General features: G+C 73.4%; 25 protein-coding genes, 2 tRNA genes and 1 other RNA gene. 16 read left to right on the top strand and 12 right to left on the bottom strand.

The window, feature by feature from the left end; translation table 11 throughout:
- Window positions 1–90: 90 nt before the first annotated feature.
- Window positions 91–1293, bottom strand: a complete 1203-nt coding sequence (locus OVA32_RS08545) for a PucR family transcriptional regulator (protein WP_049145790.1) — start codon at window positions 1291–1293, stop codon at window positions 91–93.
- Between the two features lie 124 nt (window positions 1294–1417).
- Window positions 1418–4168: a pyruvate dehydrogenase (acetyl-transferring), homodimeric type gene (aceE, locus tag OVA32_RS08540; protein ID WP_185194697.1), complete on the bottom strand. Its 2751-nt coding sequence runs from the start codon at window positions 4166–4168 to the stop codon at window positions 1418–1420.
- A 254-nt stretch (window positions 4169–4422) separates the two neighbouring features.
- Here aceE and OVA32_RS08535 point away from each other — a divergent pair, with 254 nt between their 5' ends.
- From OVA32_RS08535 to OVA32_RS08515, 5 genes are all read left to right on the top strand, one after another.
- Entirely contained in the window at window positions 4423–4854 is a 432-nt protein-coding gene (locus OVA32_RS08535; protein ID WP_049159217.1) for a DUF3052 domain-containing protein, read from the top strand.
- Window positions 4847–5353, top strand: coding sequence for a redoxin domain-containing protein (locus OVA32_RS08530; protein WP_060974032.1), 507 nt, complete (start codon window positions 4847–4849; stop codon window positions 5351–5353). Before OVA32_RS08535 ends, OVA32_RS08530 begins: the two co-directional genes overlap by 8 nt.
- Before the next feature lie 15 nt (window positions 5354–5368).
- Window positions 5369–5442, top strand: a tRNA-Val gene (locus tag OVA32_RS08525).
- An 86-nt stretch (window positions 5443–5528) separates the two neighbouring features.
- Window positions 5529–6356 (top strand): AzlC family ABC transporter permease, encoded by an 828-nt coding sequence (locus OVA32_RS08520; protein ID WP_230297483.1) that lies wholly within the window; start codon window positions 5529–5531, stop codon window positions 6354–6356.
- Window positions 6353–6697: a branched-chain amino acid transporter permease gene (locus tag OVA32_RS08515; RefSeq protein ID WP_144825290.1), complete on the top strand. Its 345-nt coding sequence runs from the start codon at window positions 6353–6355 to the stop codon at window positions 6695–6697. The genes OVA32_RS08520 and OVA32_RS08515 overlap by 4 nt, the downstream gene beginning before the upstream one ends.
- Here the strand turns inward: OVA32_RS08515 and OVA32_RS08510 are convergent.
- Window positions 6684–7268 (bottom strand): hypothetical protein, encoded by a 585-nt coding sequence (locus OVA32_RS08510; RefSeq protein ID WP_144879151.1) that lies wholly within the window; start codon window positions 7266–7268, stop codon window positions 6684–6686. The genes OVA32_RS08515 and OVA32_RS08510 overlap by 14 nt on opposite strands.
- Window positions 7269–7406: 138 nt before the next feature.
- On the opposite strand from OVA32_RS08510, the gene OVA32_RS08505 reads away from it, so the two are divergent.
- From OVA32_RS08505 to gndA, 3 genes are all read left to right on the top strand, one after another.
- Window positions 7407–7907: a hypothetical protein gene (locus OVA32_RS08505; RefSeq protein ID WP_041103632.1), complete on the top strand. Its 501-nt coding sequence runs from the start codon at window positions 7407–7409 to the stop codon at window positions 7905–7907.
- A gap of 204 nt (window positions 7908–8111) precedes the next feature.
- Complete coding sequence (gene ppk2, locus OVA32_RS08500) at window positions 8112–9026, top strand: polyphosphate kinase 2 (RefSeq protein ID WP_069941184.1); 915 nt, start codon at window positions 8112–8114, stop codon at window positions 9024–9026.
- Window positions 9027–9108: 82 nt separating this feature from the next.
- Window positions 9109–10671 carry an NADP-dependent phosphogluconate dehydrogenase gene (gene gndA, locus OVA32_RS08495; RefSeq protein WP_267714049.1) on the top strand — a complete coding sequence of 521 codons (1563 nt, stop codon included), beginning with the start codon at window positions 9109–9111 and terminating at the stop codon, window positions 10669–10671.
- Between the two features lie 19 nt (window positions 10672–10690).
- Here gndA and epsC read toward each other — a convergent pair whose 3' ends face one another.
- The 3 genes from epsC to msrA all read right to left on the bottom strand — a co-directional run bounded on the left by epsC (window position 10691) and on the right by msrA (window position 12924).
- A complete protein-coding gene (gene epsC, locus OVA32_RS08490; protein WP_020624780.1) occupies window positions 10691–11278 on the bottom strand; it encodes a serine O-acetyltransferase EpsC in 588 nt (195 codons plus the stop codon).
- A gap of 43 nt (window positions 11279–11321) precedes the next feature.
- A complete protein-coding gene (gene cysK, locus OVA32_RS08485; protein ID WP_200968657.1) occupies window positions 11322–12257 on the bottom strand; it encodes a cysteine synthase A in 936 nt (311 codons plus the stop codon).
- An 85-nt stretch (window positions 12258–12342) separates the two neighbouring features.
- On the bottom strand, window positions 12343–12924 hold the full coding sequence (msrA, locus tag OVA32_RS08480) for a peptide-methionine (S)-S-oxide reductase MsrA (protein WP_036312770.1): 582 nt from the start codon (window positions 12922–12924) through the stop codon (window positions 12343–12345).
- Window positions 12925–13037: 113 nt separating this feature from the next.
- On the opposite strand from msrA, the gene OVA32_RS08475 reads away from it, so the two are divergent.
- From OVA32_RS08475 to OVA32_RS08465, 3 genes are all read left to right on the top strand, one after another.
- Window positions 13038–13967, top strand: a complete 930-nt coding sequence (locus tag OVA32_RS08475; RefSeq protein ID WP_060974037.1) for a Nif3-like dinuclear metal center hexameric protein — start codon at window positions 13038–13040, stop codon at window positions 13965–13967.
- Window positions 13964–14698 carry a zinc ribbon domain-containing protein gene (locus OVA32_RS08470; protein WP_060974038.1) on the top strand — a complete coding sequence of 245 codons (735 nt, stop codon included), beginning with the start codon at window positions 13964–13966 and terminating at the stop codon, window positions 14696–14698. The genes OVA32_RS08475 and OVA32_RS08470 overlap by 4 nt, the downstream gene beginning before the upstream one ends.
- An 81-nt stretch (window positions 14699–14779) precedes the next feature.
- A complete protein-coding gene (locus tag OVA32_RS08465) occupies window positions 14780–15790 on the top strand; it encodes a reverse transcriptase-like protein (RefSeq protein ID WP_060974039.1) in 1011 nt (336 codons plus the stop codon).
- Window positions 15791–15824: 34 nt separating this feature from the next.
- On the opposite strand, the gene OVA32_RS08460 is transcribed toward OVA32_RS08465, so the two are convergent.
- Window positions 15825–16622 (bottom strand): YaaA family protein, encoded by a 798-nt coding sequence (locus OVA32_RS08460; protein WP_060974040.1) that lies wholly within the window; start codon window positions 16620–16622, stop codon window positions 15825–15827.
- A gap of 98 nt (window positions 16623–16720) precedes the next feature.
- Between OVA32_RS08460 and OVA32_RS08455 the strand changes: the two genes are divergently transcribed.
- Window positions 16721–17035 (top strand): hypothetical protein, encoded by a 315-nt coding sequence (locus tag OVA32_RS08455; protein WP_060974041.1) that lies wholly within the window; start codon window positions 16721–16723, stop codon window positions 17033–17035.
- A gap of 21 nt (window positions 17036–17056) precedes the next feature.
- On the opposite strand, the gene rnpB is transcribed toward OVA32_RS08455, so the two are convergent.
- Window positions 17057–17435, bottom strand: an RNA gene (gene rnpB, locus OVA32_RS08450) — RNase P RNA component class A.
- Between the two features lie 144 nt (window positions 17436–17579).
- Here rnpB and OVA32_RS08445 point away from each other — a divergent pair.
- Window positions 17580–19025 carry a glyceraldehyde-3-phosphate dehydrogenase gene (locus tag OVA32_RS08445; RefSeq protein ID WP_060974042.1) on the top strand — a complete coding sequence of 482 codons (1446 nt, stop codon included), beginning with the start codon at window positions 17580–17582 and terminating at the stop codon, window positions 19023–19025.
- An 82-nt stretch (window positions 19026–19107) separates the two neighbouring features.
- Here the strand turns inward: OVA32_RS08445 and def are convergent, their stop codons facing one another.
- On the bottom strand, window positions 19108–19749 hold the full coding sequence (gene def, locus OVA32_RS08440) for a peptide deformylase (RefSeq protein ID WP_060974043.1): 642 nt from the start codon (window positions 19747–19749) through the stop codon (window positions 19108–19110).
- Window positions 19750–19843: 94 nt separating this feature from the next.
- Window positions 19844–20539, bottom strand: coding sequence for a Crp/Fnr family transcriptional regulator (locus tag OVA32_RS08435; protein WP_060974044.1), 696 nt, complete (start codon window positions 20537–20539; stop codon window positions 19844–19846).
- Between the two features lie 168 nt (window positions 20540–20707).
- Here OVA32_RS08435 and OVA32_RS08430 point away from each other — a divergent pair, with 168 nt between their 5' ends.
- Window positions 20708–20935: a heavy-metal-associated domain-containing protein gene (locus OVA32_RS08430; RefSeq protein WP_010078881.1), complete on the top strand. Its 228-nt coding sequence runs from the start codon at window positions 20708–20710 to the stop codon at window positions 20933–20935.
- 32 nt (window positions 20936–20967) lie between these two features.
- Window positions 20968–22881, top strand: coding sequence for a heavy metal translocating P-type ATPase (locus tag OVA32_RS08425; protein ID WP_060974045.1), 1914 nt, complete (start codon window positions 20968–20970; stop codon window positions 22879–22881).
- Here the strand turns inward: OVA32_RS08425 and OVA32_RS08420 are convergent.
- Window positions 22878–23183, bottom strand: a complete 306-nt coding sequence (locus OVA32_RS08420) for an antibiotic biosynthesis monooxygenase family protein (protein ID WP_044659105.1) — start codon at window positions 23181–23183, stop codon at window positions 22878–22880. The two genes, OVA32_RS08425 and OVA32_RS08420, sit on opposite strands and share 4 nt — an antisense overlap.
- A gap of 208 nt (window positions 23184–23391) precedes the next feature.
- Between OVA32_RS08420 and OVA32_RS08415 the strand changes: the two genes are divergently transcribed.
- Window positions 23392–23967, top strand: a complete 576-nt coding sequence (locus tag OVA32_RS08415; protein ID WP_369814512.1) for a hypothetical protein — start codon at window positions 23392–23394, stop codon at window positions 23965–23967.
- On the opposite strand, the gene OVA32_RS08410 is transcribed toward OVA32_RS08415, so the two are convergent.
- Window positions 23946–24021 (bottom strand) — tRNA-His (locus OVA32_RS08410). The genes OVA32_RS08415 and OVA32_RS08410 overlap by 22 nt on opposite strands.
- Window positions 24022–24028: the final 7 nt, after the last annotated feature.

The raw sequence follows: 24028 nt of genomic DNA, 5'->3' as shown, positions 1-24028 counted from the left end.
GATCGGCCGCCGATCCGGGCAGATCGCGCCACGAAGCACGGCGAGTCGGTTTGGAGGGTTTCTACAAGCGGGGGTGTGCGCCGCCCCGGCTCAGTCCGACCCGTCCCCGGTCGTCTGCCGCGCCCCCGCGAGCCGGCCCAGGGTGATCGCGGTCTGCAGGACGTACGCGTCGCGGGGGACCAGCGGGTCCCAGCCGGTCACCTCGGCCACCCGCTTGAGGCGGTACCGCACGGTGTTCGCGTGGACGAACAGCTCGCGGGCCGTGCCCTCGAGCGAGTGGCCCAGCGCGCCGTATGCGTCCACGGTCTCCAGCAGGGAGGTGCCGGCGTCGGCCAGGGGCGTGAACACCCCGTCCACGAGGGCCTCCCGGGCCGTGGGGTCGCCCAGCAGCGCCCGCTCGGGCAGCAGGTCCTCCGCCGGGGTGGGCCGGCTCGCCCGGGGGTGGGCGGCCGCGGCGCTGAGCCCGGCGAGGGTGTGCCGCGCCGAGACGTGCGCCGAGACCAGCGAGTCCACGACGGGTCCCACGATCACCGGTCCCGGCGCGAACCAGGGCGCGAGCGCCTCGCCCACCGCCCGCGCATCCCGCACCGAGCCGACCACGAGGACGAGCCGTTCGGACTGCACGCCCACGAGCAGGTCGCAGTCGAGCCTCGCCGCGGCCCGCCGCAGGTCCGGGATGAACGCGGGCTTGTCCTGCCCCGGGGCGAGACCGGCCATGACCATCACGTCGTGGTCCCCACGCCAGCCCAATGCGGTGGCCCGGTGCCGGATCTCGTCCGGGTCCTGCCCGCGCAGCACCGCGTCCAGCAGGACCGACTCGAGCCGCGAGTCCATCGCGCCGCGCATCTCCGCGGCCCGGGCGTACACGTCTGCGAGCGCGAACGCGACCTCGCGCGAGTAGTGGAGGATGTGCTCGCGGACGGGCGCCTGGTCGCGCTCGGCCAGCAGCTCCGGCACCCGCGTCTCGACGACGTCCACCATCGTCCGGATGAGCTGGAGGGCCCGATGCAGCGAGATCGCCCGGGTGAGATCGGTGGGCGCGGGCCCGAAGACGTCCTGCAGGACGTGGCCCGTGGAGGTGGGCCGCTCGAACCACGTGAGGAAGCCCTGCAGGGCGCGCTGGGCCACGAGCCCGAGGGCGCTGCGCTCGTCCGGGGTGAGTCGGCGGTACCAGGGCAGGGTGGCGTCCAGCCGCTGCAGCACCGCCGTGTTCAGTGCCCCCAGGTGGCTCCGGAGGCGGGCCAGCCCGTCGGTGCTCACGGGGCGAGGGGCGGCGGGGCGGGGCTCGGGCATGCGCTCCATCCTAGGCGCGTGTTGTGGGGTTCCTACAGCGACGACGCCGGCCGCCCGCCTCCGTGGCGGAGGCGGGCGGCCGGCGTCGGGTCGGGAGGGCGTCGGCCTCCCCGCGTCGTGCGGGTCAGGCGTCGCCGCCCGCGATGCCGGTGGTGCCGGCGTTGACGTCGTCCAGGCGGTACTTCTCGTGCGCCTTCGCGGCCGTGCCCCGCTCGACCTCGCCCTCCTCCTCGAGGAGCTGCAGCGCGCGGACCACCATCGAGTGGGTGTCGATGAGGAAGTACCGACGGGCGGCGGCGCGGGTGTCCGCGAAGCCGAACTCGTCGGCGCCGAGCGCCGAGAAGCGGTTCGGCACGAACGGGCGGATCTGGTTCGTCCACGAGGTGGAGTAGTCCGAGGTGGCCACGATCGGGCCCTCGGCCCCCTGCAGCGCCTGCGTCACGTAGGGCACGCGCGGGGTGGCGGACGGGTCCTTCAGGGCGTCCTTCTCCGCCGCGACGGCGTCGCGGTACAGCTCGTTGTAGGAGGTCACCGACCACACGGAGGCGTTCACGCCCCACTCCTCGGAGAGGATCCGCTGGGCGTCGAGCGCCCACGGCACGGAGACGCCGGAGCCCAGGAGCTGGACCTTCGGGCCGTCGCCCTGGCCCTCGGAGAGACGGTAGATGCCCTTGAGCAGGCCCTCCACGTCGAGGCCCTCGGGCTCCTCGATGTGGGTGATCGGCTCGTTGTACACCGTGAGGTAGTAGATGACGTTGCGGACGTCGTCCCCGCGGTCGTGGTCGCCGTACATGTCCTCCAGGCCCTGGCGCACGATGTGGGCGATCTCGTACGAGTACGCCGGGTCGTAGTGCTTCACGGCCGGGTTCGTGGACGCCAGGACGGGGGAGTGACCGTCCATGTGCTGCGTGCCCTCGCCGGCGAGGGTGGTGCGCCCGGCGGTGGCGCCGATCATGAAGCCGCGCGCGAGCTGGTCGCCTGCGGCCCAGATGTTGTCCGCGGTCCGCTGGAAGCCGAACATCGAGTAGAAGATGTACACCGGGATCATCGGCTCGCCGTGCGTGGAGTACGCCGTGCCGATCGCGTTGAACGCCGCGGTGGCGCCGTCCTCGTTGATGCCGACGTGGTAGATCTTCCCCTGCGGGGACTCCTTGTAGGACAGGAACAGGTCCCGATCCACGGACAGGTAGTTCTGGCCCTTGGGGTTGTAGATCTTCGCGGTCGGGAAGAACGAGTCCATGCCGAAGGTGCGGGCCTCGTCCGGGATGATCGGCACGAAGCGCGGTCCCATGTTCTTGTCCCGCATCAGGTCCTTGAGCAGGCGCACGAACGCCATGGTCGTGGCGGCCTGCTGCTTGCCCGATCCCTTGCGGGCCTGCTTGTACGCGGACTCCGGGGGCAGCGGGATCGCGTGGAAGTCGCTGCGCCGCTCCGGCACGAAGCCGCCCAGCTCCTTGCGCCGCTCCATCATGTACGTGATCTCCGGGGCGTCGGCGCCCGGGTGGTAGTACGGGATGTTGTACGGGTCCTTCTCGATCTGCTCGTCCGAGATCGGGATGCGGTGGCGGTCCCGGAACACCTTGAGGTCGTCCACCGTCAGCTTCTTCATCTGGTGCGTGGCGTTGCGGCCCTCGAAGGACTTGCCCAGGCCGTAGCCCTTGATGGTGTGGGCCAGGATCACGGTGGGCTGGCCCTTGTGCTCCATGGCGGCCTTGTAGGCGGCGTAGACCTTCTTGTAGTCGTGGCCGCCGCGCTTGAGGCCCCAGATCTCGTCGTCGGTCATGTCCGCCACCATCTCCTTGGTGACGGAGGACCGGCCGAAGAAGTGGTCGCGCACGAAGCCGCCGGACTCGGCCTTGTAGGTCTGGTAGTCGCCGTCGAGCGTCTCGTTCATGATGCGCACGAGCTCGCCCTCGTCGTCGGCCTCGAGCAGCGGATCCCACTCGCGGCCCCACAGGACCTTGATGACGTTCCAGCCGGCGCCCCGGAAGTAGGACTCCAGCTCCTGGACGATCTTGCCGTTGCCGCGCACCGGCCCGTCGAGACGCTGCAGGTTGCAGTTGATCACGAAGGTGAGGTTGTCGAGCTTGTCGTTGGCCGCGACGTGCAGCTGACCGCGCGACTCGGGCTCGTCCATCTCGCCGTCGCCGAGGAAGGCCCACACGTGCTGGTCGGAGGTGTCCTTGATGCCGTTGTTGTGCAGGTACCGGTTGGTCTGCGCCTGGAAGATGGCGTTCATCGGCCCCAGGCCCATGGACACGGTGGGGTACTGCCAGAAGTGCGGCATCATCCGCGGGTGCGGATAGGAGGGCAGTGCGTGGCCCTGGCGGGACTTCTCCTGGCGGAAGCCGTCGAGGTCCTGCTCGGTCAGGCGGCCCTCGAGGAACGCGCGGGCGTAGTTGCCCGGCGAGGAGTGGCCCTGGAAGAAGATGTGGTCGCCGCCGCCCGGGTGGTCCTGGCCGCGGAAGAAGTGGTTCAGGCCCACCTCGTAGAGGGTCGCCTGGCCCGCGTAGGAGGAGATGTGGCCGCCGACGCCGACGGCGTCGCGCTGGGCGCGCTGCACGAGGGCCATGGCGTTCCACCGCAGGTAGTTGCGGTAGCGGCGCTCGAGCTCCTCGTCACCCGGATACTCCGGCTCCTGGTCCGCCGGGATCGTGTTCACGTAGTCCGTGGTGGTCACGTAGGGCAGGGCGACGGACTGGGCGCTCGCGCGCTGCATGAGGGAGCGCATGATGTACTGCGCCCGCTCCGTGCCGCGCTCCTCGATGAGTCCGTCGAGGGACTCGATCCACTCCGACGTCTCCTGGGGATCCTTGTCCGGGAGCTGGTCGGTCAGACCGCTGCGGATCTGCGAGCTCTCTTCGGCTGCGCTCACGGTGCCTCCTGGTTCTCGTGCGGAGGGGTGCTCCGCGGTGGGCTGCGGGCAGACGATCCGGTCCGGGCCCGCGACGCCGAGCCGGGCGCGTCGCCCGGAGAGTGCGTCTGTTCCTCCCCAGAGTAGACCGGAGCCGTCGCGTCCGCCCGGCCGGAGGCCCCGGAACGGCGGCGTCCACGGCGTATGGTGGTCATCATCACCCGCTCGACGGCGCGGGCCGCAGTGCCCGCCACCATCAAGGAGGACCGGACACTATGCAGGCTGGGTCGACGCCGACCTCGACGGACAGCGCCCTGCTGGCGGAGCTCGCCCTCTCGAGGGGCGACCTGGTGCAGGAGTGGGGGTACGACGACGACGTCGACTTCACCTTCCGTGACGCGCTCGAGGACGCGCTCGGCGAGGAGCTGCTGACCGAGGAGGATCAGGAGCCGGCGGACGCCGTCCTCTTCTGGTGGCGCGCGGACGACGGCGACGTCATGGATCTCGTGGACGCCCTCGTGGACGCCCAGCGGTCCCTCGATGCCGGCCCCGTCTGGATCATGACCCCCCGCAAGGGGCGCCCCGGCCACGTCAGCCCGGCGGACGTCGCCGAGGCCGCCTCCACCGCAGGCCTGCACGCCACCACCGGGGCCGGTGCCTCCGAGGACTGGGCCGCTCAGAAGCTCGTCCAGAAGCGCGGTGGCTGAGCCCCCGTCCGGCGGGACGCGGGGCGCCGACGTCGTCCCCGCGCTGCGCGACGACCACGGCCAGAGGTGGCCGTGGCCGCCGACGCGCGGGCCCGAGGACGCGGCCGCGCCGCGGGGCACGTGGCTCGTCTTCCTGCCCGGGGCGTTCACGCCGGTGTGCACGGACGAGCTCGGCTGGATCGGGGCGCTCGCCGAGGACGTGGCGGTCGACGAGGTGGCTGTCCGCGTGGTCTCCTGTGACGCCGCCCCCGTGCTGCGCCGCGTCCGCGAGGAGCTGGCGCTGCCGGAGCCGCTCACCCTGCTCTCCGACTTCTGGCCCCACGGCGCGGCCTGCCGTGCCCTCGACGTCTTCGACGCGGAGACCGGGCGGCCCCGCCGCGTCTCCGTGCTGCTCGACGCGGACGGGGTCGAGGCCGCGCGCGTGGTCGCCGCCCCGGGGCAGGCACGCACCCGGGGTGAGCACGAGGCCGCGACGCGCGACCTGCTCGTGGACCGGTAGCCTGGACGGACACCGGCACCTGTAGCTCAGTCGGTCAGAGCATCTCGTTTACACCGAGAGGGTCGGGGGTTCGAGTCCCTCCGGGTGCACCGATCGCGGGGCCGTGACATGGCGTGACGACCTGACCCGTCATGTCGCTGGCCCGCTGAGCGCGTGTGAGACCATGCTCACCATCATGAGCTCCTCGCCAGAGTCCTCGCGCGCCCCCGTTCCGCCCTCGCGGTGGGCCGAGGTGCGCTCCGGCGTCGCCGTGACGCTGGGCGCCGGCCTCGGCCTGTTCCCGCTGGGCATGGCCTTCGGGATGCTCGTGGTCCAGGCCGGGCTGCCCGCGTGGGTCGCACCCCTGTTCTCCCTGGTCGTGTTCGCCGGGTCCGTCGAGCTGCTGCTCGTCTCGCTGGTGGTGGCGGGCACGCCGCTGCTCACGATCGCCGTGACGGTGTTCCTGGTGAACTTCCGCCACGTGTTCTATGCGTTCAGCTTCCCGCTGGGCGTGGTCCGGGGGCGCCTCGCGCGGATCTACTCGATGGGTGCCCTGATCGATGAGGCCTACGCCATCGCCGCCGCCCAGCCCCGCGGCTGGACCGGCCCCCGCCTGGTGGCCATGCAGGTCGCGCTGCAGGCGTACTGGGTGCTCGGGGGCCTCGCCGGGGTGGCCGTGGCCTGGCTGCTGCCCGGGCCGGTGGAGGGCCTGGAGTTCGCGCTCGTGGCCCTCTTCATCGTGCTCGCCATGGACGCCGCCCGCACGCGGGCCCAGCTGCCCCTCGTGGTGGCGGCCGCGGTCGCCGTCGGGGTGGCCCTGCTGCTGGCACCGGCGCAGGTGCTCGTCGTCGCCTTCGCCCTCTACGCCGCGGCGCTGATCGCGTTCCACGTGCTCGCCGCGCGCGGGACCGCCCTGCCGCTGCCCGAGCCCGTGCCCGTCACCGGACCGGTGCCCGTCGTCGCCGCGGCGGGGGAGCGGGCCGGCACGGATGCCGAGTCCGGCGCCGGGGAGGCCCCTCGATGACCGGCACCGCGTACCTGGTGGCCGCGGCCGTCGTCGCGGGCCTCGTGACCTTCTGCCTGCGCGCGGTGCCGTTCGCCCTGCTGCAGCCGCTGCGGGAGTCCGTGCTCGCCGCGCGGCTGGCGGTGTGGATGCCCGCCGGCGTGCTGACCGTCCTGGCCCTGGTGATGCTGCTCGACGCCGCGGCGCTGGCCCCTGGAGAGCCCGTGGACGGGGCGCGGGTGGCCCACGCGCTGATCGCGGCGGCGGTGACAGTCGTCGTGCATCTGCTGGCCGGGCGGCGGACCCTGGTCTCGATCGCCGCCGGCACGCTGGCGTACGTGCTGTTGGTCAACCTGGCCTGACCGGCGGCGGGGCGGGTTCGCCCAGGCGTTCGGCCCATGCGCGGGTCGCCGCGGCGAGGCGCCGGCCGTAGGCGGTGACGCCGTGGGCGAGCGTCCCGGCGTTGTAGAGCGTCCCCGCCCGGGCGATCCCCTCCGCGGAGAGGTCGCCGCGCAGGTGCCCGCGCAGGATCTCCAACCCGAAGGCCAGGTTGTCCTCCGGCTCCCACAGACGAAACCCGCGCTCGGCTGCCTGCGCGAAGTACGGCGGCCACGTGATCTGCGCGGGCCCCACCCCGTTCGACGTCTCCCCCTGTGCCACCCGGGCCACGAGCTCCTCGTAGCGCTCCCGGGTCACGGTGACGTCCGTCCCGCGCGGGGCGCTGTGCACGCCGCCGGCGTCGTGCCCGAAGACGTTCCGGCCGCCGGACTCGAGCTCGGCCAGGGCCGCCGCCACCGGGAGGGGCACGTCCGCCCGGCGTGCGGCGGCCACGATCGCCGCGGCGTTGTCGAGGTGCCGGCCGAGCGTCGCCGTCGGGTCGGACGAGCGGTCGCGGGCGGAGCGGCGGGTGAGGAGGTCGCGGAGCAGGCCCATCGGCCCACCCTCCCGCAACGCGGGTTGAGTTGTCGCGGGTGACGGGCCCGCGCACCCGCGACAACTCAACCCGGGATGCGGGGCAGGGGCCGGGCGGCGGCGCGTCGTCGGCGTCCGGGGCGCACTAGGGTGGAGCGCATGTCCGCGACCCCCCTCGGCTTCTGGAAGCTGCCCGCACGTCCCGACGGCGCCGCCCGTCACCTCGCCGTCATCACCGGGGGCGAGGCGCAGCAGACCATGCTCTTCCTCCAGGACGGGCAATGGTCCATCCTCGCCCTCTTCCAGGACGAGCTGGCCGGCAAGGCCGCCGCCCGCACCCTGGACGCGCTCCTGCAGTCCGTCACCTGTCTGCGCATGGGCGGCCGTGACGTCCTCGACGGTGCCGACACCCCGCGGCCCGGTGTCGAGTGGGCCGGCTACGACCGCGAGTTCGAGGAGGCCGACGTGGCCGAGCAGCGCGACGTCGAGCCGCGCGGCCGGATCTGGATCCTCCCGGCCACGGACGGCGCCTCCGTCGGCCTCAAGCTTCCCGGGCACCGCCGGTACGACGACGCCGTCGCCCAGTTCGCCGACGTCGACGCGGCGCGTGCCGCCGTCGCGGCGATCGACGAGCTCCTGGGCGTCGGCCCGCGCGGCTGAGCCGGCCGGTCCTCCCCGGCCCGGGGCCGCGACCGTTCGCCTCCCAGGGTTCACCTGCTGTTCACCCGGCTGCGCCGCCGGGCCCGGCTTCCTCGTCCGCCGCCCGCCCATAATGATGGACAGAGCACAGGCCGCGGCCCGCCGCCGTCGTACCGAGGAGGGGACGGGCGGGCACGGTGACGCACCCAGTGAAGGAGACGGTCCATGGAGCTGCTGCAGCCCGACGCCCCCCGCGAGAACCTCCGCGAGTTCATCGACAAGCTGCGCGACGGCGGCTACACCGTCTCGGACGGTCACACCAACGATCCCGACCTGATCGATCCGCAGGGCCGCGCCGTAGAGACGTGGAAGGAGGACTACCCGTACGAGACGCGCATGACGCGCGAGGAGTACGAGCTGGAGAAGTACCGCCTGCAGATCGAACTGCTCAAGCTGCAGTACTGGGGCGAGGACACCGGCCAGCGCCACATCATCGTCTTCGAGGGCCGCGACGCCGCCGGCAAGGGCGGCACCATCAAGCGCTTCACCGAGCACCTGAACCCCCGCACCGCCCGCGTCGTGGCCCTCAACAAGCCCTCGGACCGCGAGCTCGGCCAGTGGTACTTCCAGCGCTACATCCAGCACTTCCCCACGGCGGGCGAGATCGTGCTGTTCGACCGCTCGTGGTACAACCGCTCCGGCGTCGAGCGGGTCATGGGCTTCTCCACGGACGAGCAGTACCGCCGCTTCATGAACCAGGTGCCGCTGTTCGAGAAGATGCTCGTGGACGACGGCATCCACCTCACCAAGTTCTGGTTCTCCGTCACGCAGACCGAGCAGCGCACGCGCTTCGCGATCCGCCAGATCGACCCGGTCCGCCAGTGGAAGCTCTCGCCCATGGACCTCGAGTCCCTGGACCGCTGGGAGGCGTACACGGAGGCCAAGGAGGCCATGTTCCTCCACACGGACACGGACCACGCCCCGTGGATCTCCATCCGCTCCAACGACAAGAAGCGGGCCCGCCTCAACGCGATGCGCTACTTCCTGTCCCAGTTCGAGTACGAGGGCAAGGACCACGAGGTCGTCGGCACCCCGGACCCGCTGATCGTCCGCCGCGGCCGCGACGCCGTGGGGGACTGACCGCGGTCGACGTAGGCTGGGGGGCGGGTCCGTGTCCGGCACGGCCCCGTCCCACCGTCCGAGCCACAGGAGGCCACCCGCGATGACCGAGCAGACCACCACCGTCCCCGTCGGCGCCGCCGACATCGGCGTCACGGGCCTGGCGGTGATGGGCGCGAACCTCGCCCGCAACTTCGCCCGCCACGGCTACACGGTGGCCCTGCACAACCGCAGCCGGGCCCGCACGGACCAGCTCGTGGCCGAGCACGGCGACGAGGGCGCGTTCGTCGCGACGGAGACGCTCGCCGAGCTCGTGCAGTCCCTCGCCGTGCCGCGCCGGGTGCTCATCATGGTCAAGGCGGGCGCCCCCGTGGACGCCGTCATCGACCAGCTCGTCCCCCTGCTGGACGAGGGCGACATCGTCATCGACGCCGGCAACTCCCATTACGAGGACACCCGCCGCCGCGAGGCCGCCCTCGCCGAGAAGGGTCTGCACTTCGTGGGCGTCGGCGTCTCCGGCGGTGAGGAGGGCGCCCTGCACGGTCCGGCGATCATGCCCGGCGGTCCGGAGAAGTCCTACGAGGCCCTCGGCCCGATGCTCGAGAAGATCTCCGCGCAGTTCGAGGGGGAGCCGTGCTGCGCCTGGGTCGGCACGGACGGCGCCGGCCACTACGTGAAGATGGTCCACAACGGCATCGAGTATGCGGACATGCAGGTCATCGGCGAGGCCTACGACCTGCTGCGCCGCGTGGGCGGCCTCGAGCCCGCCGAGCAGGCCGAGGTGTTCACGGCGTGGAACCAGACCGACCTGGCCTCCTACCTCATCGAGATCACGGCCGAGGTGCTCGCCCAGGTGGACGCGGCCACGGGTCGCCCCCTCGTGGACGTGATCGTGGACGAGGCCGGGCAGAAGGGCACCGGCCGCTGGACCGCGATCTCGGGTCTCGACGTCGGCTCCCCGGTGGCCGCGATCGCCGAGTCCGTCTTCGCCCGCTCGCTGTCCTCCCAGCGCGCGGTGCGCGAGGCCGCCCGTGAGACCCTCGCGGCCGGCATCGACGAGGACGCGCAGCGCGCCCCGCAGGACACGGACGCGTTCGTGGAGGACGTGCGCCAGGCGCTGTTCGCCTCCAAGCTCGTGGCCTACGCGCAGGGCATGGACATGCTCGCCGCCGCCGCCGAGGAGTACGGCTGGTCGCTGGACCTGGGGACCATCGCCTCGCTGTGGCGGGACGGCTGCATCATCCGCGCCGACCTGCTGGACGTGATCATGCAGGCCTTCGGCGGCCGCGACACCTCCCGCCACCCGGCGCCGGGCACCCGCGCCCCCGGCCAGCCGCTCAACCTGCTCTTCGCTCCCGAGTTCGCCCAGGCGATCGCCGAGGCCCTGCCGGCCTGGCGCCGCGTGGTGGGCACCGCCGTCGCCGCGGGCGTGCCGGTCCCGGTGTTCTCCTCGGCCCTGGCGTACTACGACGGCCTGCGGGCCGACCGCCTGCCGGCCGCCCTCGTGCAGGGCCAGCGCGACTACTTCGGCGCCCACACCTACCTGCGCGTCGACCGCGAGGGCTCGTTCCACACGCTGTGGTCCGGTGACCGCACCGAGGTCGACGGCGAGGGCGTGCCCGTGGTCATGCCGCAGCCGACCGAGGGCGACCCCACGCAGGACTGACCCGGCGGGGGCCCGGCCCTCAGATCCAGAGGGCCGGGTCCACGTACTCCGCGGGGTCCACGAGCGGTTTGCCCTCGGCCGGGCCCTTGCGCGGGCGGACGGTGGCCGGCACGCCGGTGGCGATCGCGTCGGCGGGGGTGTCCTTCACGACGACGGCGTTGGCGCCCACCGCCGTCCCCTCCCCGATCTCGACGGGTCCGAGGATCTTGGCGCCGGCCCCCACCACGACGCCGTCGCGCAGCGTGGGGTGCCGCTTCACCTTGGCCAGGGAGCGGCCGCCGAGGGTGACCCCGTGGTACAGCATCACGTCGTCGCCGATCTCCGCGGTCTCGCCGATCACGACGCCCATGCCGTGGTCGATGAAGAACCGGCGACCGATCGAGGCGCCGGGGTGGATCTCGATGCCCGTGGCCGCGCGCGTGACCTGCGAGAGCACGCGGGCGGGCATCTTCAGCCGGTCGTGCCGCCACATCCGGTGCGCGACGCGGTGCGCCCACACGGCGTGCAGACCCGAGTAGACGAGGGCCACCTCGAGGTCACCTCGCGCCGCCGGGTCATGGCTGCGGACGGTCGCGATGTCTTCCTTGATGCGGGAGAACAGTCCCACGGGCGGCCCCTTCGGGTCGGTGCGGTCGGTGAGCGGGCGGCGGTCAGCCGCGGATGTCCTCGAAGAGGGCGGTGGAGATGTAGCGCTCGCCGAAGTCACACACGACGGCGACGATCAGCTTGCCCTCGGACTCGGGCTTGGCGGCCTCCTTGAGGGCGGCCGAGATGATCGCGCCGGTGGAGATGCCGCCGAGGATGCCCTCCTCGGTCCCGAGCCGGCGGGCGGTCTCGATGGACTCCTCGAAGGTGGCCGGGTAGACCTCGTCGTAGAGGTCGGTGTCGAGGATCTCGGGCACGAAGTTCGCGCCGATGCCCTGGATCTTGTGCGGGCCGGCCTGGCCGCCGGAGAGGATGGGGGAGTCGGCCGGCTCGACGGCGATGAGCTTCACGTCCGGCTTCTGCTCGCGCAGGTACCGGCCCGCGCCCGTGATGGTGCCGCCGGTGCCGACGCCGGCGATGAACACGTCCACGGCGCCCTCGGACGCGTCCCAGATCTCCGGGCCGGTGCCCGTGTAGTGGGCCTGGACGTTGGCCTGGTTCGCGAACTGCTGGGCCCAGATGGAGTTCGGGGTGCTGCGGACGATCTCCTGGGCGCGCTCGAGGGCGCCGCGCATGCCGTCTGCACCGGGGGTCAGCACGATCTCGGCGCCGAACGCCTTGAGCATCACGCGGCGCTCGGTGGACATGGTCTCGGGCATGGTCAGGATCACGCGGTAGCCGCGCGCCGCGCCGACCATGGCCAGGGCGATGCCGGTGTTGCCGGAGGTGCCCTCCACGATGGTGCCGCCGGGGGTCAGCTCGCCGGCCGCCTCCGCGGCGTCCACGATGGCGGTGCCGATGCGGTCCTTCACCGAGTTGGCCGGGTTGTAGAACTCGACCTTCACGGCGACGTCGCCGGGCAGGTCCTTCGCGAGGCGGTTCAGCCGGACCAGGGGCGTGTTGCCGACCGCCTGGGTGATGTCGTCAAGGATGCGGGCCATGGTGATACCTCCGGTGGTGGTGCGCCTCGGGGCGCGGGCGATCTAGTGGGTGTTCCTGCGTCAGGCTATCGAGCCGCGGCGCCGCTCAGGCGTCCACGAGCCACGCGGAGTAGTTCCGGCGCACCTTCGCGAGCTTCGGATCGATGACCACACGGCAGTATCCGTTGGAACGGCGCCGCGCATAGAAGTCCTGGTGGATGTCCTCGGCCGGGTGCCACGCGGACGCCGGCTCGACGCGTGTGACGATGGGGCTGTCATAGTTCGCCTGCGCCCGGGCGATCTCGTCCGCGAAGAACCGGGCCTCGGCCTCGTCGTGGGCGAAGACGGCCGATCGGTACTGGGTGCCGACGTCGGCCCCCTGGCGGTTCAACGACGTGGGGTCGTGGCCGGTGAAGAACAGGTCCATGATCACCTCGGGCGGCACGACGGCGGCATCGAAGCGCACGCGGACCGCTTCGGCGTGGCCGGTGGTCCCGGTGCACACGGACTCGTAGCTCGGGGCGGGGTCGTCGCCTCCGGTGTAGCCGGACTCGACGGCGAGCACGCCCCGCACGCGACGGTAGACGGCGTCGAGGCACCAGAAGCAGCCGCCGGCGAGCGTCAGCTCGCGGACGTCGGCGGGCGCGTCGGAGGCGCCGAGGGGCTCGGTACGGGGGGAGTCGGTCATGGCAGGCACAGCAACGCGGCCCGCGCTTTTCATTCCCGACGGCGCCGCGCCGTGCCCTCACCCAGGGCCGCCGGGTCGTGCGTGCCCGGGCCGGGTGGGCCATCATGGCCGGTATGACCGTGTCCCGTCCCACCGTCCCCGCCTCGCCGGAGCACGCCCTGGCCCCGCCGACGCTCGGGCAGGTCCTCGAGGTCGTCCAGGGGCTGTGGCCGCGGGAGCTGGCGGAGCCGTGGGACGCCGTCGGGCCGGTGGCCGGGCGCCCGGAGGCCCCGGTGCGGACCGTCCTGTGGGCGCTGGACCCGGTGCAGGCCGTGGCCGACGAGGCCGTCGCCCGCGGGGCCGACCTCGTGGTCACCCACCACCCGCTCCTGCTGCGCGGGACCTCGTCCGTGGCCGCCGTCGGGCATGCCGCCGCCGCGAAGGGCCGCCTGCTGCACACCCTGATCGAGCACCGCGTCGCCCTGCTGGCCGCGCACACCAACGCCGACGCCGTCGTGGGCGGCGTCTCGGACGTGCTGGCCCGTGCCGTCGGCGTCATCGGAGCGCTCTCGCCCCTGACGACCTCCGCCGCCGGCACCGGGGCCGAAGGCATCGGCCGGGTGGGCGACCTGCCTGAGGAGACCGACCTGGCCGCCTTCGCCCGGGCCGTGCACGCGGCGCTGCCCGCCACGGCCGGTGGCGTGCGCGTGGCGGGCGACCCCGCCCAGCGCATCCGCCGCGTCGCCGTGTGCGGCGGTGCCGGAGACAGCCTCTTCGACGCGGTCCGCGCGTCCGGCGCGGACGTCTACGTGACCGCCGATCTGCGCCACCACCCGGCCTCGGAGGCCCGGGAGACGGCCGCGCCGGGGGAGGGACGTCCCGCGCTCGTGGACGTCTCGCACTGGGCGAGCGAGTCCCTATGGCTCGAGCACGGCGCCCGCGCCCTGGAGGCCGCCCTGGCGGAGCGGGGACTGGGCGTCACCACCCTGTTCTCAGATCACCGCAGCGACCCCTGGGACTTCCTGGTCGGGGGAGAGCGGGCCGACGAGGGGAGTCACGCATGAGTGAGGTCACCGCACCGCCGGCCGTCCAGGCCCGGCTGCTGGAGCTGCAGGAGCTCGACACGGCCCTGGACCAGGCCCGCGCCGCCGTCCGTCGGCTCAAGGCGGACCCGGAGCACGCCCGGCTGCGCGCCCGCGCGCTGGAACTCGAGGAGGCGTTGCCCGGCCTCGAGGATGCCGCCCGCACCGCCGACCGGGCGGGAGCCGAGGCCACCGAGAAGGCCGCCGCCACCCGCGCCCGTCGGGACCGGACCCGGGAGCGGCTCGAAGCGGGCCAGGGCGGGTCCAAGGAGCTGCAGGCCATGCAGCACGAGGACGACACGCTCACCGCACTGCTCGATGACCACGAGGCCGCGGCGCTCGAGGCCATGGAGGCCGCCGACGCCGCCGAGTCCCGGCTCGCGAAGGGCCACGCCGCTCTGGAGCAGGCACGGGCCGAGGTCGAGGCCCGCGCGGCGGAGGTGCGCCGCGAGGGGCAGGCCGTGACCCAGCGTGGCCGGGACCTCATCCAGCGCCGGGCGGCGTTGGCCGCGGAGTTTCCCGCGTCGTTGCTGGCCCTGTACGAGCAGGCGCGGGAGCGCAACGGCGGCATCGGCGCGGCCCGGCTCGTCGGGAACCGGTCCGCGGCCGCGGGCACGGAGCTGTCGCCCGCGGAGGTCGCGCGCATCCGGGCCCTCCCGCCGGCCGCCGTCGCCCGCTGCCCCGAGTCCGGCGCCATCCTCATCCGGGACTGACCCCGGGCCCCGCCCCCGGCGCGATCAGTAGAGTGGGGGGCCGCGTCGGACGGCGCGACCACGGACACGAGGAGGCGCACGGTGAGCGGACGAGTCCTGCAGGTGGAGGCCGACGGCGGGTCGCGGGGCAACCCCGGCGTCGCCGGCTATGGTGCCCTGGTGCGCGACCCGGCCACGGGCGAGATCCTCCGGACCGACGCCGCCCCGCTGGGGAAGGCGTCGAACAACGTGGCCGAGTACTCCGGGCTCGTGGCCGGGCTGCGGATGGCCCGGGACCTCGACCCCGAGGCGCGGGTGCACGTGCTGATGGACTCCAAGCTCGTGGTGGAGCAGATGTCCGGGCGGTGGAAGATCAAGCACGAGGACATGCGGCGCCTCGCGGCCGAGGCCCGGTCCGTGCTGCCCCCCGAGCGCGTCACCTACGAATGGATCCCGCGCAACCGGAACAAGGACGCCGACCGCCTCTCCAACGAGGCCATGGACGCCGGCGCGCGGGGCGGCCAATGGGACGCGGGCGCGTCCGAGGTGCCGGTCGCGGCCCCCGCGGCCGCGGGGTCGACCGCCGCGGAGGCGTCCACGACCCCCGCATCGGCGGTGGCCGGGTCCGGCCTCGACGCGGACGCGGACGTCCGGGCCGTGGAGGCGGACGGGCCCGACGCCGTCGCCTCGCCGGAGGGTGCGACCCCGGCGCCCGCGCCCACGGGCCGGCTGCACCACGTGGAGATCTGGGTCGCCGACCTCGCGGCGGCCGAGGCGAGCCTCGGCTGGCTGTTCGGCGAGCTCGGCTACGTGCCGGGCGAGGGGTGGGCCGAGGGCCGGACGTACCAGGGCGCGGGGGAATACCTCGTGCTCGAGGCCGGGCCCGACGTCGCCGCGGGCGCCCACGAGCGCACCCGCCCGGGCCTGAACCACCTGGCCTTCCGGGCCGGGTCGCGCTCCCGCGTGGACGAGCTCACCGCCGCCGCGCGCGGCCGGGGGTTTCGCCTGCTCTTCGAGGACCGCCACCCGCACGCCGGGGGAGCGGACCACTACGCCGCCTACCTCGAGACCGCGGACGGCTTCGAGGTGGAGCTGGTGGCCGTCGAGGACTGAGGCTGCGTCCGGGCAGGGCGCGCCTCGTCCGGGATCATCCCTCGGGCAGGATCACCCGCAGCGCGCCGGGCTTGCCGCCGGACGGCCGGGCCAGCTCGACCTCCCAGCCGGGGCCGTCCCCGGCCCGTGCGACCACGTCCGCGACGCGGTCCAGCGTCGAGGTCTCCCGCGCCCCCGCCTCCAGGAGCGCGCGGGCCACGAGGCCGCGGGTGTGCTTGGCGAAGTGCGAGACGACGGTCCGCTCGCCGTCGCGCAGCTGGAACACGTCGACCGCGAGGGTCCGCTCCGCCGGTGCCCGCCACTGGGCCGCGTAGCCACCGGAGCGGCAGTCGACGACGGGCCCGCTGTCCCGTGCGGCGAGCGCGTCGAGGGCGGGGGTCAGGACGGGGCGCCAGTGCGCGGCCAGCCCGGGCAGCCCCGGCAGCTTCGCGCCGACGGACAGCCGGAAGGCGGGGATCCGGTCCGCCAGCGCGGTGGCGCCGAACAGCGCGGAGAAGACCAGCACGGACAAGCGGGCGCGGCGCTTCGCCGCCGCCGACAGCGAGGCGTGGTCGAGCGCGTCGAAGAGCACGCCCGTGAACACCCGGTGACCGGGCGCGGCGGGGGCGACGGCCAGGCGCGTGTTCGCCTCGACCTCGCCGGCGAGCGACGCCCCGACGCCGAGGGTCGTCAGGGCATCCGGGGCGGCCGAGACCGCGGCGAGCCGCGTGAGCAGGTCCGCGCGGGCGCCCGTCACCGCGGCGTCGTCGGCCAGGGCGAGGGCGTCGAGGTCGAGCGGGGCCCCGGAGCGGGGTGCGGTCTTGCCCTCGGAGGGCGGCAGCAGGATCAGCACCGGGCCAGCCTAGCCAGGCGCCCCGGGCCGACGTCGTCGTCCGGACCTGGCACAGTGGTGGGGTCCGCACAGCCGCCCCGCATACCAGGAGTCGCCCGATGACCGCCATGAACGTGTTCGGCGTGGTGTACCCGTTCGTCCTGCTCGTGATCGCGGCCGCCGTGTGGCTCGGGGTCCGCTCCAGCGGGCGGGAGCGCACGCATGCCTCGGCCGTGGAGCAGCGCCTGCGGGAGCGCACCTTCACGGGGCAGGACCGGGTGACGCTCGAATGGCCGCGGGATCGGCGACGCCCGAGCCTGGCGAAGGTCGTCTCGATCGGCGAGTCGTACGGGTACCGCCTGCTGGACAAGAGGGAGCGCGAGCACGTGGTGGAGCTCGAGTTCGAGCGGATCCTCGACGACGAGGGGTTCTGACCCCCGCCGGGGGCCGTGAGGCGGGACGGACCGGCTGTAAGCCGGGTTCTGTGCCTCGCGCGCGTTGCCCCGCGCGAGGTGACGGCCATCCATCTGGGCCCGCCATCGCTGACGGGCTCGAGCGGCCAACCCGGACGCTGGGGCGAGCAGCCCTCGTGACGCGTCCTGTTCGGCCTTGCACCGGATGGGGTTTACCGAGCCGGCCCCGTCACCGGGGCCGCTGGTGGTCTCTTACACCACCCTTTCACCCTTACCGCCGCGCACACGGCGCGGAGGCGGTCTTCTCTCTGTGGCACTGGCCCGCGGGTCGCCCCGGGTGGATGTTGTCCACCATCCTGCTCTGCGGTGCCCGGACTTTCCTCGCACCCCCGCAGGGGCACGCGGCCGTCCGCCGATCCGTCCCGACCGACCAGTCTACGCCCCGCCGAGGCCGCGGGGGCGCTCCGGACGTGTCCTCACTTAGAATGGAGGCGTCCGCCGACAACGAGGTCGGGGGATGGGGCCTGCCCAGGACGGCCCCGCCAGGTTTCAAGGAAGGACTCCCGTGGCAGACACCGCCTCGACCCAGACCCCCGAGTGGAACACGCAGCAGAAGCTCGCGGAGAAGATGGTCCCCCTGCTGGGCACCCTGTACCGCGAGCACAACGTGGTCACCTCGATCTACGGGCGCTCCCTCGTGAACCGCGGCGTGATCGACATCATCAAGGCCCACCGCTATGCCCGCCGCGTGCAGCAGGCTCCGCTGAGCGTCGAGTCCACCTACCCCCTGGTCGAGGCCATGGCTGCGATGGACCTGGGCGCCGCCACCATCGACCTGGCCGAGCTGGCCGCCAAGCAGAAGGCCTCGGGGCAGGACGTCCAGGCCTTCCTGGACGCCGAGCTCGCCGAGGTCAAGGGCAAGGCCGGCGAGGGCCTGGGCGAGACCCAGGACGTCGTGCTCTACGGCTTCGGTCGCATCGGCCGCCTGCTGGCCCGCATCCTCCTCGACCACGCCGGCGGTGGCTCCAAGCTGCGCCTGCGTGCCGTCGTCGTGCGCAAGAACTCGGAGGACGACCTGATCAAGCGCGCCTCCCTGCTGCGCCGCGACTCGATCCACGGCCCGTTCGACGGGACGATCGTGGTGGACGAGGACCGCGACGTGATCACCGCCAACGGCACTGAGATCCAGGTCATCTATTCGAACGACCCGACCACGGTGGACTACACCTCCTACGGCATCAAGGACGCGCTGGTCGTCGACAACACCGGACGCTGGCGCGACGACGAGGGCCTGTCCCAGCACCTGCAGGCCCAGGGCGCCGCGAAGGTCCTGCTGACCGCCCCGGGCAAGGGCGAGATGAAGAACATCGTGTACGGCGTGAACTCGGACGACATCACGCCCGAGGACACCATCATCTCGGCGGCCTCCTGCACCACCAACGGGATCACCCCGGTGCTCAAGGTCATCCAGGACGACTACGGCATCGACCACGGCCACGTGGAGACCGTGCACGCCTACACCAACGACCAGAACCTCGTGGACAACTTCCACAAGGGCGCCCGTCGTGGCCGTGCCGCCGGCATGAATATGGTGCTCACCGAGACCGGCGCCGCCAAGGCCGTGGCCAAGGCCCTGCCCGAGCTCAAGGGCAAGCTCTCCGGCAACGCCATCCGCGTCCCCACCCCGGACGTGTCCATGGCCATCCTGAACCTGGAGCTGACCAAGCCCACCTCGGTGGAGGAGCTCAACGCCCGCCTGAAGCAGGAGTCCCTCACCGGCCCCCTGCGCGGCCAGGTCGGCTACGTGGACTCCCCGGAGGTCGTGTCCACCGACTTCGTCGGCTCGGACCGCGCCGGCGTCGTGGACGGCCTGGCGACCCTCGTGAACAACGACGGCAAGAACGCCATCCTCTACGTCTGGTACGACAACGAGTACGGCTACTCGCACCAGGTGATCCGCGTGGTGGAGAAGATGGCGGGCCAGCAGGTCCCCGCCTTCCCGCAGGCCTGACCCGCCGACGACCGACGGCCCGTCCCCGCGGAGGGGACGGGCCGTCGTCGTGTGCCGACCGGGTCGGACGTCGAGCCGAGGCTCAGTCCTCCTTGGGCCCGTGGTCGCCGTCGGGGCCGTGCTCGTGGTCCGCGTGGTCGTCGGCGTCGTGGCCGAAGGGGTCCTCGTCGGTACCGGGCAGCCACGTCACACCGGGCACGTTCAGACGCTCGGCCCGCTGCGCGCGCTTCCAGCGCCGCTGCCACTTGCCCTCGAGCCGGTTCACGTAGAGGGTGCCGTTGAGGTGGTCGTACTCGTGCTGCATGATGCGCGCGAACCAGCCCTCGGCCTCGAACTCGAACATCTCACCGTCCACGCGCTGGCCGGACAGGCGCACGCGGGTCGGGCGCTGCAGGGGGAAGCCGAGCCCGGGCACCGAGAGGCAGCCCTCGGTGTGCTCGTCCGGGTGCGGGTCCTCCCGCGGGGCCTTGTCCAGGTGGGTCAGCACGGGGTTGATCACGTGGCCCACGTTCGGCGCGTCGCCGGAGTCCGGGAACGTCCACGTGAAGATCCGCAGCCCGACCCCGACCTGCGGGGCGGCCAGGCCCACGCCGTGCGCGGCGTCCTGCGTGACGTACATGTCCTCGATCAGCTCGCGGATCTCGTCGTCGATCACCTCCACCTCGGCCGCGCGCCGGTGCAGCACGGGCTCGCCGTAGACGGTGATGGGACGGATGGAGGCCATGGCACTGCGCTTCCCGGCCCGGGCTGCGGGCCTGCGTGGGTAGGGGGACGGGGGAGTCCCCAGCCTACCGCCGGCGACACCACGACGACGGCGGTCATTCCGCGGCAAGGGCCTCCAGCGCCTCCGGGTCCAGCAGCGTCACCCGCGGGCCCTCGATGGCGATCAGTCCGTCGTCGGCGAGGCGGCGCAGCCCGCGGCTGAACGCCTCGGGGGTGGTGCCCAGCAGCGAGGCGACGTCCTTCTTCGGCGCGGCCAGCACCACGACGAGGTCGGCCTCGTCCCGGAGGGCAGGCAGGCCGAGCAGATGTCCGGCGATCCGTGCGGTGACAGGCTGATGCTCCCGGGCCAGCCGTTGTTCCGCCTCGGCCAGGCGGACGGCCAGCGTCCGCATCACGCGTCCCCCGATGCCCGGATGCTGGGCCAGGAGTCGGGCGACCTCGGCGTGGGAGAAGGTGCACAGGCGGGTCGCGGCCACGGCGCGCGCCCCGTGCCGGGCCGGCTCGCCCGTGAGGAACTCGTGCTCGCCCACGGAGTCCCCGGGCTCGACCATCCGCACCACGCGTTCCCGGCCGGTCGCTGAGCCGAGCGTCAGCGCCAGGCGGCCGCTGTGCACGACGCACAGGCGGTCCGTGCGGTCACCGGCCAGGTGCAGGGCATCGCCGGCCTCGAGCACGAGCGGCCGCGCCAGGGCGGAGACCCGGCGCAGCTGCTCCAGATCCAGCCCGGTGAACAGCGGGACCCGGGCCGCGCACGGCTCTGGTTCGTCCATGGGGGCGAGGGGCAGGTCCATACGCACGCCATCAGCCTCCCACACGGCGGCTTGACCGCGGTCAAGGCGGGCCCGCCGTCCCCTTCGTAGCGTCAGTGACATCCCCGGAGGCCGGGGATCGGACCGGGCACCCGCCCGTCCGCTCAGCCTCATCGGCGGCCGCGCCGGTGACGACCCACAGGAGTGACCATGACCGCCACCACGCACACCCTGCTCCGCGCCGAGGGCTTCAGCTGCCCCTCGTGCGTCCGGAAGATCGAGAAGGCCCTCGACGCCCTGCCCGGCGTGACCGGCGCGCAGGTCCACTTCGAGACCCAGCGCATCGAGGTCGACCACGACCCGCAGACCACCACTGCCCAGGACCTCGTCGAGGCCGTCGCCAAGGTCGGCTACACCGCCCGGCCGTCGGCCTTCTGACACCGCCCCGCCCCCGACGAACGGAGTCCGCCATGTCCACCCCCGCCGTCACACGTCCGGGCCGCCCTCGTGCCCGGTTCGCGTTGTCCCGCCGCTGGCGGCGCCCCGTGGTGGCCGGCCTGCTGATCGCCGTCTCGCTCGTGCTGGCGCCCGAGCAGCTGGCCCACGGGACCGGACACCTCGTGGCGGCGGGCCTGATGCTCGCCGCCGCCGTCGTGGCCGGCCTGCCGATCGCGCGCGACGCGATCGCCGCCCTGCGGGTGAAGACCGTCGGCATCGACCTGCTCGTCGCCACCGCCGCGATCGGCGCGTCACTGCTCGGCAATTTCTGGGAGGCCGCCGCCGTGACCTTCCTCTTCGCCCTCGGCCACGCCCTCGAGGACGCGACCCTGTCTCAGACTCGCTCGGCGCTCGCGGACCTCGTCTCCACGGCGCCCGAGACCGCCGTCGTCGTGGACGCAGACGGGACCCAGCGCACCGTGCCTGCCCACGAGGTGGCCCCCGGCGCGACCGTCCTCGTCAAGGCCGGCGCTCGGGTGCCGGTGGACGGCGTGGTGCTCACCGGGGTCGGCGCCGTGGACGAGGCATCCATCACGGGCGAGTCCATCCCGGCGGAGAAGACCGACGGTGACGCCATGTACGCGGGCACCGTCGCCACGGCCGGCCTGCTGCAGGTGCAGGCCCGGGGCGTCGGCGCCGACACCACGCTGGCGCGCATCATCCACCGCGTCGAGGCGGCGCAGGAGGCCCGTGCGCGGACCCAGCAGTTCATGGACCGCTTCTCCCGCTGGTACACCCCGGCGATCATGGTGCTGGCCTTCGCGACCGGCCTGATCACGCGGGACGTCCCCCTGGCCCTGACCCTGCTGGTCATCGGCTGCCCGGGCGCCCTCGTGATCTCCATCCCGGTCGCGATCGTGGCAGGGATCGGCCGCGGCGCCAAGGACGGCGTGCTCATCAAGGGAGGGGAGTTCCTTGAGCGCTCCGCGAAGGTCGACGCCGTCGCCGTCGACAAGACCGGCACCCTCACGTCGGGCACCCCCGAGCTGACAGACGTCGTCGCGTTCGAGCCCGGGGCCGAGGACGAGGTGCTGCGCTGGGCCGCACGGCTCGAGGCGGCCTCGGACCACCCGCTGGCCGCGCCGGTCGTCGCGGCGGGCCGGGACCGCGGCCTGCTGGACGGCCCGCTGGCCACGGATGTGGACGTCGTCCTCGGCCGCGGGCTCACCGGAGAGGTGGACGGCCGCGTCGTCGCCGTGGGCAACGTGGCGATGCTGCGCGAGCGCGGCGTGGATCCGGCCGCGACCGACCGGGTCGAGACCGTCGCGGCCGAGCTCGCGGAGGCGGGCCGGACCCCGGCGGCGGTCGTCGTCGACGGCATCCCGCTCGGCGTCCTCGCCATCGCAGACACCCTCCGGCCCGAGGCCGCGGGCATGATCCGGGCGCTGCACGGGATCGGCGTCCGCGAGGTCGTGATGCTGACCGGCGACCAGCCCGGCGTCGCGCAGGCCGTGGCCCGGCAGGTGGGCGTCGACGACGTGCGGGCGGGCCTGCTGCCCCAGGACAAGCTCGAGGCGATCGAGGCCCTGCAGGCCGAGGGCCGCGTCGTCGCGATGGTCGGTGACGGCGTCAACGACGCCCCGGCCCTGGCGACGGCGGACATCGGCGTGGCCATGGGCGCGGCCGGCTCCGGTGTGGCCATCGAGACCGCGGACATCGCCCTGATGGGCGACCGGCTCGAGCGGCTGCCGCAGGCGCTCGATCTGGCCCGGCGCACGGTGCGGGTGATGCGGCAGAACATCGCGATCTCCCTCGTCACCGTCGCGGCCCTGCTGGCCGGCGTCTTCACCGGCGGCGTCACGATGGCCGTCGGCATGCTCGTGCACGAGGCGTCCGTGCTGCTGGTCATCGTGAACGCGATGCGCCTGCTGCGGCGCCGCGATTAGCCCAGGTCCACGACCTCGAATTCGAGCAGGTCGGCGCCCGTGGCGACCGGCGCCGGGCGGCCGCCCTGCTCGGCGGCGTGAGCGGCGGGCATGCGCCCGTCCCGCCAGCGCCGGAAGTCCTCCTCCGACGCCCACGTCGTGACCACGAAGTAGCGGTCCTCGCCCGCAGTGGGCCGGAGCAGCTGGAAGCCCTCGAAGCCCGGCTCCTGGTCCACCGCGTGCTTGCGGGCGGCGAACCGCTTCTCGAGCTCCGGGCCGGCGCCCTCGGGGACGCTGATGGCGTTGATCTTCACGACGGACACGGGGAGGCCTCCTCGTCGGCGGGGGTGCGGCGTCGGGTCGACGCCCTCACCGGCCGACTCTACGCCCGGCAGCGGACCGGGGATCCGTCGAGCGGTTGATGCCCGGCGGCGTCGTCCCCGTCGCGCTCGCGGTCGCGGCGCTCGCCCTCGCGCTGTTCGAAGGGTTGGAGCGACACCGCGAGAAGGTGCGCCGCTCGGCCTGGACGTGATGGGGGCGGGCCTGGTCCTGGCCGCGATGGCCGCAGGCGCGTTCCTCTCGGACGCCGCGGCCCGTCACCTGGCGGCCCGGTTCGGCGCCCCGGGCACCGTGCTGATCGGGCTGGGCCTGGAGGTGGCCGGGGTCGTGGCGCTCGCCCTGCTCCTGGGCCCGGACACCTCGGGTTGGCTCGTCGCCGTGCCCCTCGTCGTGTACGGCCTCGGGCTCGGCCTGGCCTCGGCGCAGCTGACGGACATGGTGCTCCAGGACATCCCCGTGCAGATCTCGGGTCAGGGCGCCGCGACGCAGAGCACGGTCCGGCAGATCGGCTCAGCGCTGGGCACCGCGTTCGCCGGGGCCACCCTGTCCATCGCCCTCGCCGCCACGCTGCCCGCGGCCCTGGACGACGCCGGCCTCACCGGTCCGGCGGCCGACTCGCTCGCCGCGGCCACGCGGGACTCGGCTGGCACCACGATCCCGCAGCTGCGGGCGCAGGGGGAGCGCGGCCCGCTCGGGGAGCACACGAAGAAGCCCCCGGAACCAGTAAGGATTCCGGGGGCTTCGAGTGGGGTGAGCGACGGGGATTGAACCCGCGACCTTCTGGACCACAACCAGACGCTCTGCCGACTGAGCTACGCCCACCATGTCT

This window comes from Micrococcus sp. SL257 (assembly GCF_026625585.1).
Classification (GTDB): Bacteria; Actinomycetota; Actinomycetes; order Actinomycetales; family Micrococcaceae; genus Micrococcus; species Micrococcus luteus.
The sequence above is the reverse complement of the archived record's forward strand: the minus strand, read 5'-3'. Positions and strand labels throughout refer to the sequence as shown.

Excerpts from the sequence above, each read along its gene's own strand:
- OVA32_RS08545 (WP_049145790.1), bottom strand. The coding sequence starts at position 1,293 with ATGCCCGAGCCCCGCCCCGCCGCCCCTCGCCCCGTGAGCACCGACGGG.
- OVA32_RS08535 (WP_049159217.1), top strand. The coding sequence starts at position 4,423 with ATGCAGGCTGGGTCGACGCCGACCTCGACGGACAGCGCCCTGCTGGCG.
- OVA32_RS08520 (WP_230297483.1), top strand. The coding sequence starts at position 5,529 with ATGAGCTCCTCGCCAGAGTCCTCGCGCGCCCCCGTTCCGCCCTCGCGG.
- OVA32_RS08515 (WP_144825290.1), top strand. The coding sequence starts at position 6,353 with ATGACCGGCACCGCGTACCTGGTGGCCGCGGCCGTCGTCGCGGGCCTC.
- OVA32_RS08510 (WP_144879151.1), bottom strand. The coding sequence starts at position 7,268 with ATGGGCCTGCTCCGCGACCTCCTCACCCGCCGCTCCGCCCGCGACCGC.
- OVA32_RS08505 (WP_041103632.1), top strand. The coding sequence starts at position 7,407 with ATGTCCGCGACCCCCCTCGGCTTCTGGAAGCTGCCCGCACGTCCCGAC.
- ppk2 (WP_069941184.1), top strand. The coding sequence starts at position 8,112 with ATGGAGCTGCTGCAGCCCGACGCCCCCCGCGAGAACCTCCGCGAGTTC.
- gndA (WP_267714049.1), top strand. The coding sequence starts at position 9,109 with ATGACCGAGCAGACCACCACCGTCCCCGTCGGCGCCGCCGACATCGGC.
- cysK (WP_200968657.1), bottom strand. The coding sequence starts at position 12,257 with ATGGCCCGCATCCTTGACGACATCACCCAGGCGGTCGGCAACACGCCC.
- msrA (WP_036312770.1), bottom strand. The coding sequence starts at position 12,924 with ATGACCGACTCCCCCCGTACCGAGCCCCTCGGCGCCTCCGACGCGCCC.
- OVA32_RS08475 (WP_060974037.1), top strand. The coding sequence starts at position 13,038 with ATGACCGTGTCCCGTCCCACCGTCCCCGCCTCGCCGGAGCACGCCCTG.
- OVA32_RS08470 (WP_060974038.1), top strand. The coding sequence starts at position 13,964 with ATGAGTGAGGTCACCGCACCGCCGGCCGTCCAGGCCCGGCTGCTGGAG.
- OVA32_RS08455 (WP_060974041.1), top strand. The coding sequence starts at position 16,721 with ATGACCGCCATGAACGTGTTCGGCGTGGTGTACCCGTTCGTCCTGCTC.
- def (WP_060974043.1), bottom strand. The coding sequence starts at position 19,749 with ATGGCCTCCATCCGTCCCATCACCGTCTACGGCGAGCCCGTGCTGCAC.
- OVA32_RS08435 (WP_060974044.1), bottom strand. The coding sequence starts at position 20,539 with ATGGACCTGCCCCTCGCCCCCATGGACGAACCAGAGCCGTGCGCGGCC.
- OVA32_RS08430 (WP_010078881.1), top strand. The coding sequence starts at position 20,708 with ATGACCGCCACCACGCACACCCTGCTCCGCGCCGAGGGCTTCAGCTGC.
- OVA32_RS08425 (WP_060974045.1), top strand. The coding sequence starts at position 20,968 with ATGTCCACCCCCGCCGTCACACGTCCGGGCCGCCCTCGTGCCCGGTTC.
- OVA32_RS08415 (WP_369814512.1), top strand. The coding sequence starts at position 23,392 with ATGGGGGCGGGCCTGGTCCTGGCCGCGATGGCCGCAGGCGCGTTCCTC.